The following is a 16,603-nucleotide window of genomic DNA, read 5'->3' on the forward strand; positions in this document are numbered from 1 at the left end:
ATAAATAACGATGTCTCAATTTGAAATACAGCCTTATTTATCACTTTTTCATCCTTTAAGTGATGATGCGCGAAAGGCCATACTAAACGTTGCCGAACTTAAAGAATATCCTGCCAAAACTGTATTGTTATCAGAAGGTTCGATTCAAAAGAATGTGCTTTACCTAAACAAAGGTTTAGTTAGAGGATATTTTCATATGGAAGACAAAGAAGTTACACTGTGGATTTGTTACGACCCTGATTCATTCGGCGATCCGGAGAGTTTTTTTCATCAAGTACCAACCGACCTTACAATTGAGACTCTTGAACCTTCACAAGTGGTACTCATTCCCCGGCAGTCATGGCTCGAACTTTTTGATAAATTTCCAGAAATTGAACGCGCCAGTCGCTTAGTTAGTCAGTCTAATGTTCAGAAGCTGTACCGTAGAATTAAAGTGTTAAACTATTCTACCCCTGAAGAAAAATACAGGTACCTATTAGAAAACGAAGCTCAGATTATTCAGCGTACACCTTTAAAATTCATTGCCTCCTACCTTAACATTACTCCGGAAACATTGAGCAGGATCAGGGCCAAAATTTATCAAACCAAAGAATAGAATTAACTAATTTGATATAAATCAACACATTATATACACAAAGTAATTATATTTGCAGTGTTGGGGAGATATATAATGCGGAAAACAAGGAAGTTTTTGAATTACTATTCGGGCGTGTTGCTTTGTATAATTTTGCTTTTGTTTGTGTTTTATAAAATGACAACATACAAACCCGAAAGAGGTTCTGATAATTTAAAAGCAGTGCTTTTAAAGCATTAAAAAATAAAGCGCTAAATCATAAGAAGATTTAGCGCTTTATTTTTTCAAAGAGCATCTATAGATTATGCTTCAAGCTCCATAATTTTTTCAGCAATATTTTCCCACTCTTGATGTGTTTCGTTTAATTGCACTTTTATCTTTTCGTAAGCACTATTTATCTCATTCAACTTTTGTGAATTTGAATACACTTCTTCTTTAGCCATTTCATCTTCAAAAGCTTTCTTCTGTTTCTCAAAATCCTCAATTAGAGACTCAAGCTTTTCAAGTTCCTGACTCAGCTTTTTCAACTCACGGGATTTCTCCTTGCTTTCACTTCGATTGTCTTGCTTTTCAACCTTTGCCTGCTCAACTTGTTTTTTAGACTCCTGAGGAGCTTTAGCTTGGTCTTTCAATCGTTTCTCTTGCCATTCTTCGTATTCGTGATAAATGCCCGGATATTCTTTAATTTCCTTATTCTCTATGAACCATATTTTATTGGCAACATTTTCAATCAGGTAACGGTCATGGGAAACAAGGATAAATGTTCCTTCATACTGCTGTAAAGCCTGAATTAAAATATTTACAGATTGAATATCAAGGTGGTTGGTAGGCTCATCCAGAATAAGAAAATTGGCGTCAGAAGTTAACACCTTTGCCAAGGCTACACGTGATTTTTCACCTCCTGATAACACTTTAATTTTTTTAAACACGTCATCGCCTGTAAACAAGAAACAGCCCAATAACGACCGTAATTCTGTATCAGTACGTGTAGAAGCAAAAGCTTGCAACTCTTCCAAAATGGTATTTTCGAGATGCAAAGACTCTAATTGGTGCTGAGCAAAGAAGGATTGAAACACATTGTGCCCTCTGGTAACTTCACCTTGTGCCTTTTCGGCATCAGCAACAATGCGTAGTAAGGTTGATTTACCTTTACCGTTGGCACCAATCAATGCAATTTTATCACCTTTTTCAATATCGCCATCTGTATTCTTTAACAATTCAAGATTCGGATAAGCTTTAGAGATATTACGCAACTGCACTACACTACGACCTGAAGGCCGAGAAAAGCTGAAACGGAAAGACACTGATGGATTATCATCGTCTACATCTGAAACACGATCCATACGCTCAAGGGCTTTAATACGCGACTGTGCCATCTTGGCCTTAGAAGCTTTTGCACGGAAACGCTCAATCAAGCGTTCTTCTTCCTTAATTTTTTGCTGTTGGTTTTTAAATTGATTACGTTGAAGTTCCTCTCGAAGTGCTTTTTCTTCGAGATAAAAACTGTAATTACCTGCATACTGAATCAGTTGACCTCCTTTTGATTCTACGATCTTTTGAACAGCGCGATCAAGAAAATATCGGTCGTGAGAAACAATAATATAAGCACCATCAAAACCATTCAGATAGTTTTCCAGCCACTTAATGGATGGTAGATCCAAGTGGTTGGTAGGCTCATCGAGCAATAGCAGATCAGGTTTTTGCAGAAGGATTTTAGCAAGCATTACCCGCATACGCCATCCACCTGAAAACTCTTTTAGGGGACGGGCTGAATCCTCAGGGCTAAAACCTAATCCCGCTAAAATTTGCTCTGCTTTATATTGAATGTTATACCCATCCAGGTTTTCAAATTCGTGTTGCTTATCACTTAATTTATGAAGCAAGTCCTCTGAATAATCCGTTTCCATTTTTTTCAGCAAAGCTTCTATTTCATCATGCAACTGATTTTGGCGCTCAAAAGCTTCCATTGCCACATGCAAAATGCTGAAATCAGAATGAACAGATAACAGATCCTGATTGAGGTAACCAATCTTCATATCCTTCGATTTAGAGATGGTTCCGGATGTTGGTGTATAATCACCCACCAAAATTTTCAACAAAGTGGTTTTACCGGTTCCATTGGCTCCGATTAACCCAATCTTCTCTCCGGGTTTAATATGCCAGTTAGCTTCATCATATAAAGCTCGGGCTCCAAATTCAAACGTAAGGTCGTTTAATGCAATCATTGGGCACAAAGATAGGGCAAACCATCTTGAAAATGAGTAATATTCAAAATTTGACAATCAAAAAACTTATTTGCCAGCTCAATCAGACCTATCACTCTCTTCTACTTTCATTCAATGATGTATATTTGCGGCATGTATAATCTCATTAAGCCTATATTCTTCAAATACGACCCCGAAGAAATTCACCACAAAGTATTCAATTGGATTAAATCCGCTAATAAATTCCCTGGAGCTTCGGCATTAATCAGATCTATTTACTGTCTGAATGACAAACGTTTAGAACGCGAGGTATTTGGTATAAAATTCAAGAATCCAGTTGGTTTAGCCGCTGGTTTTGACAAGGATGCAAAACTTTTCGAAGAGCTTGATAATTTCGGTTTTGGTTTTATAGAAGTAGGTACCATTACTCCGGTAGCTCAACCTGGAAATGATAAACCCCGTATGTTTCGCCTGATTGAAGACGAAGCTTTAATCAACCGAATGGGCTTTAATAATGAAGGTGTTGATGAAATGGTAAATCGGTTGAAAAACCGAAAAAATCGTTCATTAATTATTGGTGGTAATATTGGAAAAAACAAAGTTACCCCTAATGAGGAAGCCGACGATGATTTTGTAAAGTGCTTCGAAAAGCTTTTTGATTATGTTGACTACTTTGTAGTGAATGTAAGCTCTCCAAACACACCTGGTTTACGCGATTTGCAGGACAAAGAACCACTTAAAAAGCTCTTATTCAGACTTCAAACTCTTAATACTGCCAAACCTAAATCAAAACCTATTTTATTAAAAATAGCCCCCGATTTAACCAACGAGCAGCTTGATGATATTATAGAAATTGTTCAGGAAACAAAAATTGCTGGCGTTATTGCCACTAACACCACAATTTCTCGTGAGGGCTTAAACTCAGATCAGGAGTTAGTAAAGCAGATGGGAGGCTTAAGTGGCAAACCGGTACGTAAACGTTCTACCGAAGTAATTCGTTATTTATCTGAAAAATCTAACAAAGCATTCCCTATTATAGGCGTTGGAGGTATACATTCTGGAGAAGATGCTATTGAAAAACTAAAAGCAGGAGCCTCTTTGGTTCAGATCTATACTGGCTTTATCTATGAAGGTCCAGGTCTTGTAAAGAAAATAAACGAGAAGATTTTAGAAAAAGGATTATAATTTATTCACCAACCGGCTAAATTGTTTCATTATTCTGTTGTTAGAAATTTCAATTTAATAATGAAACAATTTAACAGTAACTAATAAAATCGAGTAGGAGGAAAAATAAAATAGGTTTTCCTCCTATTTCATTTTCCGACCTCTCACACCACCGTACGTACCGTTCGGTATACGGCGGTTTCTTAATTTACACAACGCAATTTTTGATAGTAGTCAGTAAAGAACAGGTAACCCGACTGCTTAAGGCGTTCATTGGTGATACTTCTGCTAAGGATTGGACTATTAGCTGTATGCCAGTAGCTTTTCCTTGTGTTGCCGTATTCCTTTGCCTTGTTTTTTCGGGATATCCAGTTTTATCAGATTCCTAATTCGGGTTTTGATACTTTTCCATTGTTTCCATATCAATGACCTGATTCTTCTTCGATACCATTCATCTATGCGTTCCAACAATCCTTTCATGTCTGCCAGCTGAAAATAGTTAAGCCAGCCTGTGATGTACTGTCTTATTGCTTCCTTTCGGCGTTCATTGCCCCATCCGTTGCTCCGTGAGGTCAGTTCTCGGATTTTCTCTTTCATCTTTTCAACACTTTTCTTATGGGCGCGCATTTTGCAACCATTTTTGTTGAAGTAAAATCCATACCCCAAGAACTTAACGTCCTTGATGTGTGCAACCTTGGTTTTCTCCCTATTGACTTTCAGATAAAGCTTTTGTTCAATGTAGGTTGTAATGCCGACAAGCACCCTCTGGGCGGCTCGGCGGCTTTTACAGAATACCATACAATCATCAGCGTATCTGACAAAACGATGTCCTCTTTCCGTTAGCTCCTTGTCCAATTCGTTAAGCATTACATTACTCAATAATGGACTTAAATTCCCTCCCTGCGGAACCCCCATCGATGTCGCTTGAAAAACTCCATGCGTCATTACCCCTGCCTTTAGGTATTTATGTATCAATGACACCACCCTGCCATCAGGGATGGTTCGGGATAAAATCTCTATCAGCTTGCTTTGGTTAACAGTATCGAAGAATTTTTCCAAATCCATATCCACAACGTAACGATAACCCTCATTTGCGTTGACCTGGCATTGTTTTATTGCCTGATGAGCACTGCGTTTTGGACGAAAACCGTAACTGTTGGACGAGAACTGTCGTTCGTAAATAGGTGTTAATTGTTGGGTGATTGCCTGCTGAATGACCCTATCCACTACCGTGGGGATGCCTAAGGCTCGCTTTTTGCCGTTCTCTTTGGGTATTTCAACCCGGCGAACAGCTTGAGGCTTGTACCTCCCATTTTGTAGTGAATGAAGCAATACTTCTCGGTGGGAGTGTAAGTAGGGTAAAAGCAATTCTACGCTCATCCCGTCAACCCCACCTGTTCCATCATTACGCTTAACTTGTTTGTAGGCCGCATTAAGGTTCGACGGCGAGAGTATGTACTCCAGAAGTTGGGCTTGTTGCCCTTGCGTTGTGTTGGTGTTTCCTTTTTCAGTCATCCATAGATATGTCTGCCCTCCAGAGCTTGATTCGGTTGCCGACCTAGTTCCGCTCTGCCAGGTGTCTTGCTCCGTTTTCTGCTTTCTACCATTCATACAGTAACTTTCAGTTGATGCTCACCTCTTAAGATTCGACCCTTCCCCTGCTAGCTCGTAGCAGCGTACTTTGGTCTCTGCTGACTTCTGACAGCAATTGTTAGCCGTGTTTCATACTGCTTGTTTCCGCACGTCTGTCAGACCTCCCGTGGTAAACCTATACACTTTCTCCCCATGTAACCGCCTTATTTACACTCCAGTATCCGGGTAGTTATTGGACTTCGATTTGTGTTGCAATCTCATCCTGCTGGATATGCCTGATAGGGTTCGTGTGCCTCGGTTCAGGGATTTGCCTCAAGCTTCCTTCTATGTTGTAAAGCAAGAGATCTGGAAGTTTTTTTAATGATTACCTTTGTGATATAAATCCGAAGAGGAAGTGGGCGCTGCTGGAGAGCAACTCACCAGCAATAGGATTTATGACGGTGAATATAGCTTTGAAGCCCCACAATGACAGGGGCTTTTTTGCTGTATTCATTGTCCTAAATGGCTAAAGAAAACTCTCTTGCCCTGAATCTTCAGACACACCTGTCTTTTCAATGAACTAAAAGCCTATAAAAACATCCTTCTATTAGCAGAACCGGTAAATCGGGCTGCAATGCCGTGTTTAATTTTTTATAGATAGTGAGCTGTAGCCTTCAGATAGCAGATACAGAATGACCAGCACTGCAGGAAGCGTGTTATCAGTCTCAGATTAAAAGGATGTTTTTATATGGCGTTTTAGTTTTATTTAACCACTGCACACTCATATTCTTGTTTGTTTATTAATACATACCTGATTCTGTTGAGTAATTTCCGGGCTATTCTTACGATGGCCTTATTCGGTTCCATTCGCCGGCAATACTCATGAAAACTTTTAGTCAGTGCCGGATCCAGGCGTGCGGCTACCCATGCACTTTCAATCAGGGCGCTGCGCAGCACGCTATGCCCCCGTCGGGTGATAGTACCGGCTAGTTCTTTTTCCCCACTTGAATGCGTCGAGGGGATGAGTCCTATAAAACTGCAGAGTTGATCCGTGTTTTTAAACCGGTTAATCGTCTCCAGCTCGGTTAATAAGGTCATGGCCGTTAATAATCCGATGCCAGGGATACTTCGCAGTAAAGCGATGGCTTCCTGGTAAGTACCTGTTTTTGATAGCTCTAGTAAATGCCGGGTGAGTTGCAATACAGAGGCTCTCAAATGTTTCGCTTCTAAAATCATGGCCTGCAGGGCCGTTTTACTACTCTGCTCAGCCATAGCGATGCTTTCCAGCCAATCAACAAAAGGTTTCGACCAGTGGGACTGTTTTTTGGTGAAGGGCGCAGGTAGTTCAATGCCATGAAAGTACAGGAACGATTTTACCCGGTTTTTATACCGGGCAAGGTCCTTGGTCAGTATGGACCGGGTGCGAACTAAACAACGGTCCTCTAGGGTTTTACTGGAAGGAACATAAATCGGGATTAAGGCGCCACTTCTTAATGAGTGTGCGATTTTACGGCTATCCCTGGAATCCTCTTTTTGCACTTTTTCTTTATCGGTGGTGGGAATATCGGCAGGATTGACCACGATGGAGTGAATGCCCAGAGCCTCCAAGCGGTTATGGATCCAGTAGCCGCAGAAGCCTGCTTCGTAGGCGGAATGATAGGTGCCGCCGGGGAAATTCTGCCGGAGATACTGGTGTAATACTTCGGGTTTAGGTGGCTGCGAAAAGGTTTTATGGGTGAGCAGTTCAGTCATAACGGTAACCTGCCAGCTTTTTAAGTGCACGTCAAAACCAACATAAATGTTTTGACCGCTAAAATCTAATTGATTAACTTGTGGTTGCATAAGTTCCAGTGTTATAAAATTTTAGGGGTTCTTTCTTAAATTTACATAACTTCCTGGAACTTATTCCTTTACAAACATACGGCCTTCAGATTCCGCTTCGCAACGGACACCCTTGCTCTTGGCTAATGGTTGGTAACTACCGACCCCCATAGAGGACTTGCACCTCCTAGTTTATAGATATGCACGGCACACAACAAAAGTCCCGACCAAAAATTGATCGGGACTTAAATATCATTAAAAAACAGAATTACTTCGCTGCTTTCTCTAATTCAGCAATGATAGCACGGTTTTTAACAACTTGGCTACTTGCTTTTTCTTTTGAACGGCTTCCTAACTCTAAGTTAGTAGCTAATTTCAAATGCTGAACCTCTAAACGCGAAACAGTTTTATTTCTTCTGTCTTTTCTTTTTAATCTTGTAACTGCCATGATTTCCCTGAAGTTAATATTGTTAATAGTTGTTGTTAATCGTATTAATTTATGGTTTACATCTATTAACAATTAACCATTTCGATTAACAAGTTGAGGTCGAGAGCGGATTCGAACCGCTGTACAAGGTTTTGCAGACCTCTGCCTAGCCACTCGGCCACCCGACCTTTATTCAACGAGGTTGCAAATTTAAGAATTAATATTTGTTTGACAAGTCCTCTTCAAAAATATTTTCTTTCCTTATTGATTATCAAACTACTATTTTTTCAAACATTCGCATTTTGCATCTTTTTATTGCCTGCGACGCATTTCTGAACAAAAAATAGCTGTTGCAATACCCACATTTAATGACTCTGCTTGACCAAAACTAGGTATGCTTAAAGGTGCAGTTATGTATTTCCTGATACGATCCGATATCCCTTTTGATTCATTGCCCATCAATATTACTCCAGGCTTGGAAAATTCGGCTTTGTATAAATTATCTCCTTCGAGCAAGGCCCCATAAACCGGTACTTTTGCCGCTTGCAATATTTGTTCAATATCTATCCGCAGCACTTCAACTCTAAAAATAGAACCCATGGTTGATTGCACCACTTTCGGATTATATGCCTCAACAGAATTAAGAGAGGTTATCAAGGTTTTAATACCAAACCAATCTGCAATACGAATTATGGTTCCTAAATTTCCCGGATCTTGAACATCATCAAGCATTATTGTCCACTTATCCTTAATTTGAGCAATGTCGAAGTGATTTTTCCGAAAGTCAAATGGAATTTGAGCCAGGGCTATCACTTCGTTCGGCGTTTGTAATGTGCTAATTTTTTGAAGTTCGGGTTCTGTAACTAAATTAACATCTATTTTTTTTGCCTTTGGATTTATATTTGTAAGGTTTTTTAGATAATTTTCAGTCGTAAAAATTGATTGAATAATAAAGGAAGACGCCAAGAGTTCATTCACCATTTTAACCCCTTCAACAATAAACAAACCGTGCTCTTCACGGTATTTTTTATTGTGAAGAGATTTAACAAAACTTATTTGTGACTTTGAAATCATTTATACCTGAAAATTTTAACAAAACTATATTTATATTTTTAATCTCCCTAACTCTGGGCAGTTGTAACCCTTCCCGATATTTAAAACAAAACGAATCACTGATAGACAAGGTTGAAATTAAAGGAGTTGAAAAGGATTTAACTGAAGACGCCAAATCGTTTGTTCCTAATCCCAATGCCAAAATTTTAGGTCAAAAGTTTGCACTGGGCTTATACAATACCTTCAATACAAAAAAAGGACAATACAAAACCAAAACAAAAAAAATTGGTGAACCACCTGCAATTTTCGACAGTGCACAAGCTTTTTCTGCTGTAAAGAAAATGAGCAGATTTTTATTGAACAAAGGTTATTTTAACAATACAGTTAAGCTTAAAATTGACACATTGGGCAAAAAAAAAATCAGGCTTACCTATGAAGCCAAACAAGGCCCTGTGTATAAAGTCAGAAATTATAAATTTAACATACCCGATACTGCTTTAAATAAACTCTATACCAAAGAATACAAAACACCAATTGATTCCGGAAAAAATTACGATTACTATTTATTAGAACGTGAAGCAAGTCGGGCCAACAATACTTTTAAACAAAACGGATATAAAGATTTTGAAAAATCTTATGTAAGATTCAGACTTGACACTTTATTTAATGACAGCATAAGAGCAAGTACCAGCAAAAATGTTCATTCAGTCGATATTATTACCATTATCAACAACCCAAAGGGTGAGGATCATCATCAGGTATATACAATGAACAATACTTTTGTGACCATCACTCCCGGAATTAAACGTAGAGAAGTTGAAGCCGATACTATTCGATCCCGCGAAGACTTGTACTTTCTTGACAAAGAAGGAAGATATAAACCTCGGCATTTCTCCAATTTAATCTTCTTTAAAAAGGGAACGCTCTATAACAATGATGATTTTCTTAAAACCTATACCCGTTTGGGCGATCTGAACTTATTTAAATTCATCAATGCTGATTTTAAAAAGGTGCCGGGTGATAGCACTAAACTTGATACTTACATTGAGCTTATACCAGCAAAGAAGCGAACTGCTACTCTTGAAGGCGAGTTTACTTTAAGTGGAAGTTATTTAGGTACTAATGCCGGAGTTACTTACATGAACAAAAACTTTTTTGGTGGCGGTGAAATTTTTGAATTTAAACTAAAAGGTGGATTGGAGTTTCAACCGGATAATTTCAATGGCGTTCCTCAGCCAAACATCCGGTCCAAAACCGTTGAAACTAGTGCAAGTGTATTATTTCCTCGTTTATTAGCTCCATTTAATGTAAACATCAGCAAGTATTCGTTACCCAAAACAAGGATAAGCTTAGGGTATTCATATGAAGACAGGCAGCAGTATTTTAAATCAGGTAATACCAACACCAATATTAGCTACGAATGGCGGGAAAATTTACAAAAAAGCCATTACTTAACACCTTTAAGCGTGTCGTTGGTAAATGCTAACTTAAATGATTCTTTAGAGAAAGCTTATATCCGTGCAGGAAATATTGCGGCTGTTGAACGTTACGACTCCTATTTTTCACTTGGTTCACAATACACTTATTTATTTAATGATTTTAGACTGAGATTTGGTGGTAATTTTATTTATTTCAAGGGTAATTTTGACATTGCAGGTAACACGCTTTACCTCGGATACAAAATCGCAGGGGCTTCTAAAGACACAACAGGAAGATATAACACCTTTGGAAGACCTTTTTACCAATATGTAAAACCTGATGCTGAAATCCGGTATTACAAATCAATTAACAAACGACAAATAGTTACGCGGTTTAATTTGGGTGTAGGTATTGCATATTTAAACTCATCTTCAATGCCCTATCAAAAACTTTATGGTTCAGGGGGAGCCAATAGTTTAAGAGCCTGGCGGGCCCGACAGGTAGGTCCGGGAGCATTTCCCCGAAACGATATAATCCCACAAAATGCATATGATACCGTACTGGTTAGTCAGGAACAATTAGGAGAAATGAAACTTGAAGCTAATCTTGAATATCGGTTCAATATTACAACCAATTTCTTTGGATTTAAGTTAAACGGAGCCACATTTATAGATGCCGGAAATGTTTGGAACGTTAAAAAAGATTTGGATTTTCTATATCCACAAGGGCAATTTAAATTCAATAGCTTTTATAAAGAGCTGGCAATAGGAACTGGTTTGGGAGTAAGACTTGATCTGACATTCATGATAATTAGGTTTGATGCCGGTTTAAAACTGCATGACCCCCAATTTCAGAATGACCGTTGGGTAATAAAGAACTGGTTTAATAAAGATTTCAAAAATCAATATCCCAGCTTCAGGTTTATAAATTATAACATTGGTATTGGTTATCCTTTCTAAAAAAGGGTAACCAACCAATTCCAAACAACTTCAGTGTAATTACCAGGACTAAGCCCACTACTGAATACAAAAACTGCAACTACAATTCCGATTAATAGAACAAAAAGCTTTCTAATAAAATATCCAATTATAAAGAATGCTAAAGGAATAATTAACAGTAAAGCAATCGGTATATTAAAAGGCCAATAGCTATCCCCGAAATGAAATAGGTAGTATAATCTTATCGAACCAATCGACTTTGCTTGGGGATAAATATAGGCGAAGGTTGAACCTGAAAACTTCTGATTTACAGGAGCCTCACCTGCTGTAAACTTAAGTGGTACATCTAATCCGTTAACCACAAATGAATGAACGCCTATTATTCTTCGGCTTATTGATTCATCGTTCCCAAGGGCAACTACTTTTAAATTTCCATCAACCTCAACTAATTTAAATTTATCAATGATAGTTTGATTTTCTCCTTGTGCTTTGACAGTTGAAAAAAGATTAATGGATAGAAAAAATATAATTGCGGTAATTATCGGTTTCATTCTAATGTTTTTTATTGTGCAATAGACAACCCAAATGTAAGAGATTGCCCCATCTTTTCAATAGTTGCTAAAATCAGAAAAACCGCTTTATTATTTTTTTATTGTGGATGTAAAAAACAGTTGAACAAATTCACATCCATGATTAACATTTCTTGTTTCCAATTACCTTAATATCGTTACATGACCTATTATCTGTTGAACACTATTATGCTCATTTTTCATTGAGATCACATAATAATATGTAGCAATAGGTAATAGATTACCATCCCAATCATTTTGATAGTTCGCAGCTTTAAACATAAGTTGGCCAAAACGATTGTACACCGTCAGCTCAGCTCCAATTGATTCTATTCCCTTGATAACAAAGTAATCATTTACTCCGTCATTATTAGGGGTAAACACATTAGGGATTGCAAAGCCATTAATTAACTTACTTGCTGATGCCGTATTATTCTTTAAATTTTTATCAACAAGACGGGTTGAAACACTTGCGGTGTTAATATAAATTCCTGCCTGATTCACTTTCACTCTTAATGTTAGAGATTGTTCTTCACCTTTTTGCAAACTGTCAATTGCCCAAAACAGCTTGTGAGTTACAGGATCGTAACTAATAGCACCTTTTAATGCAACAGCACTTATAAACTCAAGACCTTCCGGTAGACTGTCTCTTACAGCTATCGAATCAACTGTTACGTTAGAAAGGTTTGCTGCAGTAATCGTATAATTAAATTCTTCATCCACCTTTACTTCTTTATTTTCCACGATTTTATAAACAGCAAGATCTATACTTGGAGCTATTAGTGTATCGTTATCAATAATGGCAACTACGGCCTTATCAAGCCCAGGGATGATGCTGGAACCAACGGATGGATTAGAAAGGTTAATTATAAAATCTTCATTGGGTTCATCAATTGCATCATCAACTATATTAACCGTAATATCTTTATAGGATTCGTTATCCGCAAAATCTAAAACAGCTGTATAATTTGCTGCTTTAAAGTCAGATTCTTGTTTTGCACTCCCATCAGTTATCTGATAAGTTACACTTCCTGGACTATTACCTAACTTATAAACCCGGTATTTTATCGTGCCAGAATTTTCATTGATAGAATCATTCTTAATATAAAATTTACTGATATCATCATCAATAATTGTTACAATACCGTTTGCCTTACCTATTGTGGCACCAACAGGGTTGGTCAATATGACATTAAAAATTTCATTAGGTTCTGGAATTAGATCATTCACAATTGGAACCTTAATGGTTTTAGAGGTTTCCTCAGGAAGAAACGTAATTTTTATTGAAGGTATTGAGGTGTAGTCATTCAATGCAGTTGCTGTCCCATTTGATGTTTCATAGTTAACTTCAGCATTGAGCTCGGTCATGCCCGTTTTGTTAAGAGTTAAAGTTACTGTTCCAGCATTTTCATTGACCTCAACGTCTCCAATGGAAATAACAGGTTGATTATCGTCGTTAACAATCGTCCCTACACCCGAGCGTTTTGCTCCCAAATTCGCAAACTGAGCATTCTGAAGTGATACGGTAAATGTTTCATCAGCTTCATACTTTGAATCTCCATTTATGGTGACATTAACCGTTGCCCCCGATTGGCCGGCGGGAATGATAACCGAATTTGATACGATATTTTCATAATCGGAATCTGTGGCCGTAGCTGTACCGGGTAATATCACATAGTTAACTTTAATATCGCGAAGCGTGGGGATAGTGGTTGTTTTAGTAATATTAAACGTGATCACTTTTGTACCGGTATTACCTTCAATTACAGATGGTGGATCATCAATGGTTAATAATGGAGCCGAGTCATTATCCAAAATAGCTAATTGCGTTGTTGTAAGCCCTGCTTGGGCATTAGAACTAAGTGAGGTCAGATCTGCCTGCACCGTCTCATCATAAAATTCGAAAATATTATCTGCCAAGGCCGAAACTGTAACAGCGATAGAACTCTCAGTTAAACCAGCTGGAATAACTAATGTTACCGGACTGGAAATAGTTGCATAATCAGTTCCATTTACTGCTGATCCGGAAAGATTTACAGTTACTGTAATATCGGAAGCTGATGTCTGACTTGAATTGGCAAGTCTTGCCCTGATTTTAGCTGCAGTCGGTTGAGAATGTGTACCGGGCTCACGAATTGAGGTATAATCAATTGTTAAGCTAACCGTGGGCATGCCGTCATCGTCAATTATAATACCTGTAGCTACATTATCAGGAGCCGCAGCTAGCGTGTAATCGGTTCCTGACAGCAATGATATTACAACGGTTTCCAGTGCAGGTGTTTCTGCAATATTATCTCCCAATACAGGAATCAAAATAACTCCTGAAACCTTGCCTGCTTCAATTTTCAGTTGCGTAACCGAATTATCATAGTCGGTTACGCCAGTAGCCGTTCCGGAAAATGAATAATTCAGAATAATATCCTTTGTACTCTGCCGGCTTAGAGTTATTGGAAACTGCAAATAACGGATTTCTCCCAGTGATCCTTCAATAACTGTAGGAGCATCATTAATTCTCACTACTGGAGGAGAGTTAGTATCAACAATTTCAATGGTTAATTTATTATTGACCGTATTTTGTATACTCCCCCCACCCTGTACCGATAAAATACCAACATTAATCGTTTCATTAGGCAGACCTTCAAAAAAACCATCATTAATAGCAGCAACAGTTACACTTGCAGATGAAGCCCCTATTGGGATTACCACGCTTTGGTTATTTGCTGAGTAATCGACACCTAATTGGGCTGTGCCTATCAGGCTAAGATTTACCTTAACTGGTTCATTAGTAGGATTTGAAAGTGAAACAGTAATAGTAGCCACATTAGGACTACCAACTTCATTAATCTTCAAATTATCTGTCGAAATACTAACTAATGGCGCTGATTGGAGATCTCTAATTTGAAGAATAGCTCCCGCTCCTGCAGTAGCATTGGCTGCAGAAGTTATTGTAGCAATAACAGTTTCTGGTAATGTGCCTTCAAAACTATTATCCTTAACTGCACTTAGATTTATACTATTGCTTTGAGTTGATCCTTTTGGAATAATAAAAGTTAGGGTTCCGGAAATAATATTATAATCTATTCCCCTGATTGCTGAGCCGCTAAGATTATTGATTGCTACCGTTACCGTGACATCAATAGGAAAAGGTGATTGGACCTGCGCATATATTGTTGCGTTTTGTCCTTCATCAATTGTGGTTTTGTCAAACACAAGGTTCACCGCATTATCGTCATTTTGAATTACTCCTTGTGCCGAATCCGCACCAATTACAACTCCACTTTCTGGCGTTATCTTCACCATAAACTCTTCAATAGGCTCTGTATTGCTATCCTTATTTACAGGAATTGAAATTAATACAGAACTTTGTCCGGCAGGAATAGTACCTGATACATTCGTCGGGAAACCAGAGGGAAAATCGCCTGCATCTGCCGAAGTTGATCCGCTTGGCGATACAGAATAAGTAAAATTGATTGGCTGATTAAGCGGGGTGTCTCCATCACGCTTTACTACAAAAGTAAAATCAGTAACACCTCCTCCAGTCCCTTCTGCCATACTAGAAGCTTGCGGAGCTACGCTTATCTGCGTATCATCATTTACAATTGTAAGGGTATGTACTCTATTGCTCCCAAGTATTGCTGAAGAGTTTAAGGGTGTTTCCAAAGAAAAAACAACAGTCTCATTGGGCTCAACCAGGTTATCACTGGTAATTATCAATGTGATATCCATTACTCGTTGGCCTGGAGTCATAGTAAAAGGATCTTCCCTGTTAAAAACTAATTGAGAGGCACCTGAGGTGATTTGGAAATCATAATTTGAAGCAGGAGATTCCAATGCTGTTCCGCTAATTGAATACGGCACTCTAACTGTTCGTTCGGTAATGTTACCTGTCAGGGTTACCCTAACTGTGACAGCAGTACCAATCCCCTCTGTATAGAAAGAGGAGATTTGTTCAAAAGCTACTGTAGGTGGAGCATCTGTATCTAAGACTTGCACTGTGGCTCTACGACTTGCCGCAGTTGAACCTAAGACAGCCGCTAATGAAACCGAATTTAAAGTGATAATGATTGTTTCTGTATTTTCATCCCTAACATCGCCAAAAACAATTACAGGAATTATTGCTGAGGAGTTTCCAGCAGGAATAATAATGGATGTCATAGAATTTTTATAGTCAACACCAGGACCTGCTGATGCTCCACCAAAAGCAGTTCCACTATAGGAAAAATTAAGTACCAGATCAACTGATGATGGATTACTTAAATTAACTGGAAAATTTATTACGCCATTTGCTTCCTTAAACTGAGCAGGGCTTGAAATTGTAACCACCGGCTTCTTATCATCGTCAGTAATAGTTCCTATTGCTGAATTAGCAGGAGCAGCTATAATTGAAGCGGTTCCGGTTGTGCCTGTAAGATTTACCTTAATATCCTCATTAGGTTCATCAATTATGTCACCCTTAATAGGTATTGATACGGTGACAGAGCTTGTATTTGCAGGAATAGTGATTGAAGTTACAGCATTATCAAAATCAATTCCCGGAATTGCTGTACTTGCTGAAAAATCATATGTTACCGTTACATCTGTTGCGCTTACCGGAGCTATATTAATCTTAAAAACTAAGGAATTGGAAGTACCTGAATTACCTTCCATTACAGTAACTGCATTTTCAATACTAACTATTTGTGCCTTACTTTGGACTACTACTAGCAATAAAAGAGCACAAAAAAGGTATCTAACGGCATTTTTATAAAACAATGCTGTATTTAAAGAGAGAGGCGAGAGTGTAAATTTTTTAACCATAAAATAACCAATAACTAATGATTAATTCATAGTGAGACTATCAAAGAAGCACAATAAGTTTTGTT

The 16,603-nt window shown here is 38.2% G+C and carries 10 protein-coding genes and 1 tRNA gene; 3 read left to right on the forward strand and 8 right to left on the reverse strand.

All coding sequences use genetic code 11. The annotated features are described in order from the left end of the window. Window positions 1–10 precede the first annotated feature (10 nt). On the forward strand, window positions 11–595 hold the full coding sequence (locus L2B55_RS13015) for a Crp/Fnr family transcriptional regulator (protein ID WP_237846411.1): 585 nt from the start codon (window positions 11–13) through the stop codon (window positions 593–595). A 281-nt stretch (window positions 596–876) separates the two neighbouring features. Here the strand turns inward: L2B55_RS13015 and L2B55_RS13020 are convergent, their stop codons facing one another. Continuing rightward, window positions 877–2,799, reverse strand: coding sequence for an ABC-F family ATP-binding cassette domain-containing protein (locus L2B55_RS13020; RefSeq protein ID WP_237846414.1), 1,923 nt, complete (start codon window positions 2,797–2,799; stop codon window positions 877–879). Window positions 2,800–2,931: 132 nt separating this feature from the next. On the opposite strand from L2B55_RS13020, the gene L2B55_RS13025 reads away from it, so the two are divergent. Next, window positions 2,932–3,963: a quinone-dependent dihydroorotate dehydrogenase gene (locus tag L2B55_RS13025; RefSeq protein ID WP_237846417.1), complete on the forward strand. Its 1,032-nt coding sequence runs from the start codon at window positions 2,932–2,934 to the stop codon at window positions 3,961–3,963. A gap of 282 nt (window positions 3,964–4,245) precedes the next feature. Here L2B55_RS13025 and ltrA read toward each other — a convergent pair whose 3' ends face one another. From ltrA to L2B55_RS13050, 5 genes are all read right to left on the reverse strand, one after another. Then, window positions 4,246–5,553, reverse strand: a complete 1,308-nt coding sequence (ltrA, locus tag L2B55_RS13030) for a group II intron reverse transcriptase/maturase (protein WP_237846420.1) — start codon at window positions 5,551–5,553, stop codon at window positions 4,246–4,248. A gap of 723 nt (window positions 5,554–6,276) precedes the next feature. Next, the gene (locus L2B55_RS13035) at window positions 6,277–7,356 is read right to left on the reverse strand and encodes an IS110 family RNA-guided transposase (protein ID WP_237845150.1); all 1,080 of its coding nucleotides are present in this window, start codon (window positions 7,354–7,356) and stop codon (window positions 6,277–6,279) included. 247 nt (window positions 7,357–7,603) lie between these two features. Beyond that, window positions 7,604–7,783, reverse strand: coding sequence for a spore protein (locus tag L2B55_RS13040; RefSeq protein ID WP_237846421.1), 180 nt, complete (start codon window positions 7,781–7,783; stop codon window positions 7,604–7,606). 96 nt (window positions 7,784–7,879) lie between these two features. After that, a tRNA-Cys gene (locus tag L2B55_RS13045) sits at window positions 7,880–7,950 on the reverse strand. A gap of 124 nt (window positions 7,951–8,074) precedes the next feature. After that, a complete protein-coding gene (locus L2B55_RS13050; protein ID WP_237846422.1) occupies window positions 8,075–8,836 on the reverse strand; it encodes a TrmH family RNA methyltransferase in 762 nt (253 codons plus the stop codon). Between L2B55_RS13050 and tamL the strand changes: the two genes are divergently transcribed. Continuing rightward, the gene (gene tamL / locus L2B55_RS13055) at window positions 8,827–11,193 is read left to right on the forward strand and encodes a translocation and assembly module lipoprotein TamL (protein ID WP_237846426.1); all 2,367 of its coding nucleotides are present in this window, start codon (window positions 8,827–8,829) and stop codon (window positions 11,191–11,193) included. The two genes, L2B55_RS13050 and tamL, sit on opposite strands and share 10 nt — an antisense overlap. Here the strand turns inward: tamL and L2B55_RS13060 are convergent. After that, window positions 11,190–11,723, reverse strand: a complete 534-nt coding sequence (locus tag L2B55_RS13060; RefSeq protein ID WP_237846427.1) for a hypothetical protein — start codon at window positions 11,721–11,723, stop codon at window positions 11,190–11,192. The genes tamL and L2B55_RS13060 overlap by 4 nt on opposite strands. 162 nt (window positions 11,724–11,885) lie before the next feature. After that, a complete protein-coding gene (locus tag L2B55_RS13065; RefSeq protein WP_237846430.1) occupies window positions 11,886–16,538 on the reverse strand; it encodes a Calx-beta domain-containing protein in 4,653 nt (1,550 codons plus the stop codon). Window positions 16,539–16,603: the final 65 nt, after the last annotated feature.

The sequence above is a fragment of the Solitalea lacus genome, assembly GCF_022014595.1.
In the GTDB taxonomy this organism is placed as follows: Bacteria; Bacteroidota; Bacteroidia; order Sphingobacteriales; family Sphingobacteriaceae; genus Solitalea; species Solitalea lacus.

Bases quoted from the DNA above. Each gene is read 5' to 3' on its own strand.
- L2B55_RS13025 (WP_237846417.1), top strand. From the start codon at position 2,932: ATGTATAATCTCATTAAGCCTATATTCTTCAAATACGACCCCGAAGAA.
- L2B55_RS13060 (WP_237846427.1), bottom strand. From the start codon at position 11,723: ATGAAACCGATAATTACCGCAATTATATTTTTTCTATCCATTAATCTT.
- L2B55_RS13050 (WP_237846422.1), bottom strand. From the start codon at position 8,836: ATGATTTCAAAGTCACAAATAAGTTTTGTTAAATCTCTTCACAATAAA.
- L2B55_RS13065 (WP_237846430.1), bottom strand. From the start codon at position 16,538: ATGGTTAAAAAATTTACACTCTCGCCTCTCTCTTTAAATACAGCATTG.
- ltrA (WP_237846420.1), bottom strand. From the start codon at position 5,553: ATGAATGGTAGAAAGCAGAAAACGGAGCAAGACACCTGGCAGAGCGGA.
- L2B55_RS13020 (WP_237846414.1), bottom strand. From the start codon at position 2,799: ATGATTGCATTAAACGACCTTACGTTTGAATTTGGAGCCCGAGCTTTA.
- L2B55_RS13035 (WP_237845150.1), bottom strand. From the start codon at position 7,356: ATGCAACCACAAGTTAATCAATTAGATTTTAGCGGTCAAAACATTTAT.
- L2B55_RS13040 (WP_237846421.1), bottom strand. From the start codon at position 7,783: ATGGCAGTTACAAGATTAAAAAGAAAAGACAGAAGAAATAAAACTGTT.
- L2B55_RS13015 (WP_237846411.1), top strand. From the start codon at position 11: ATGTCTCAATTTGAAATACAGCCTTATTTATCACTTTTTCATCCTTTA.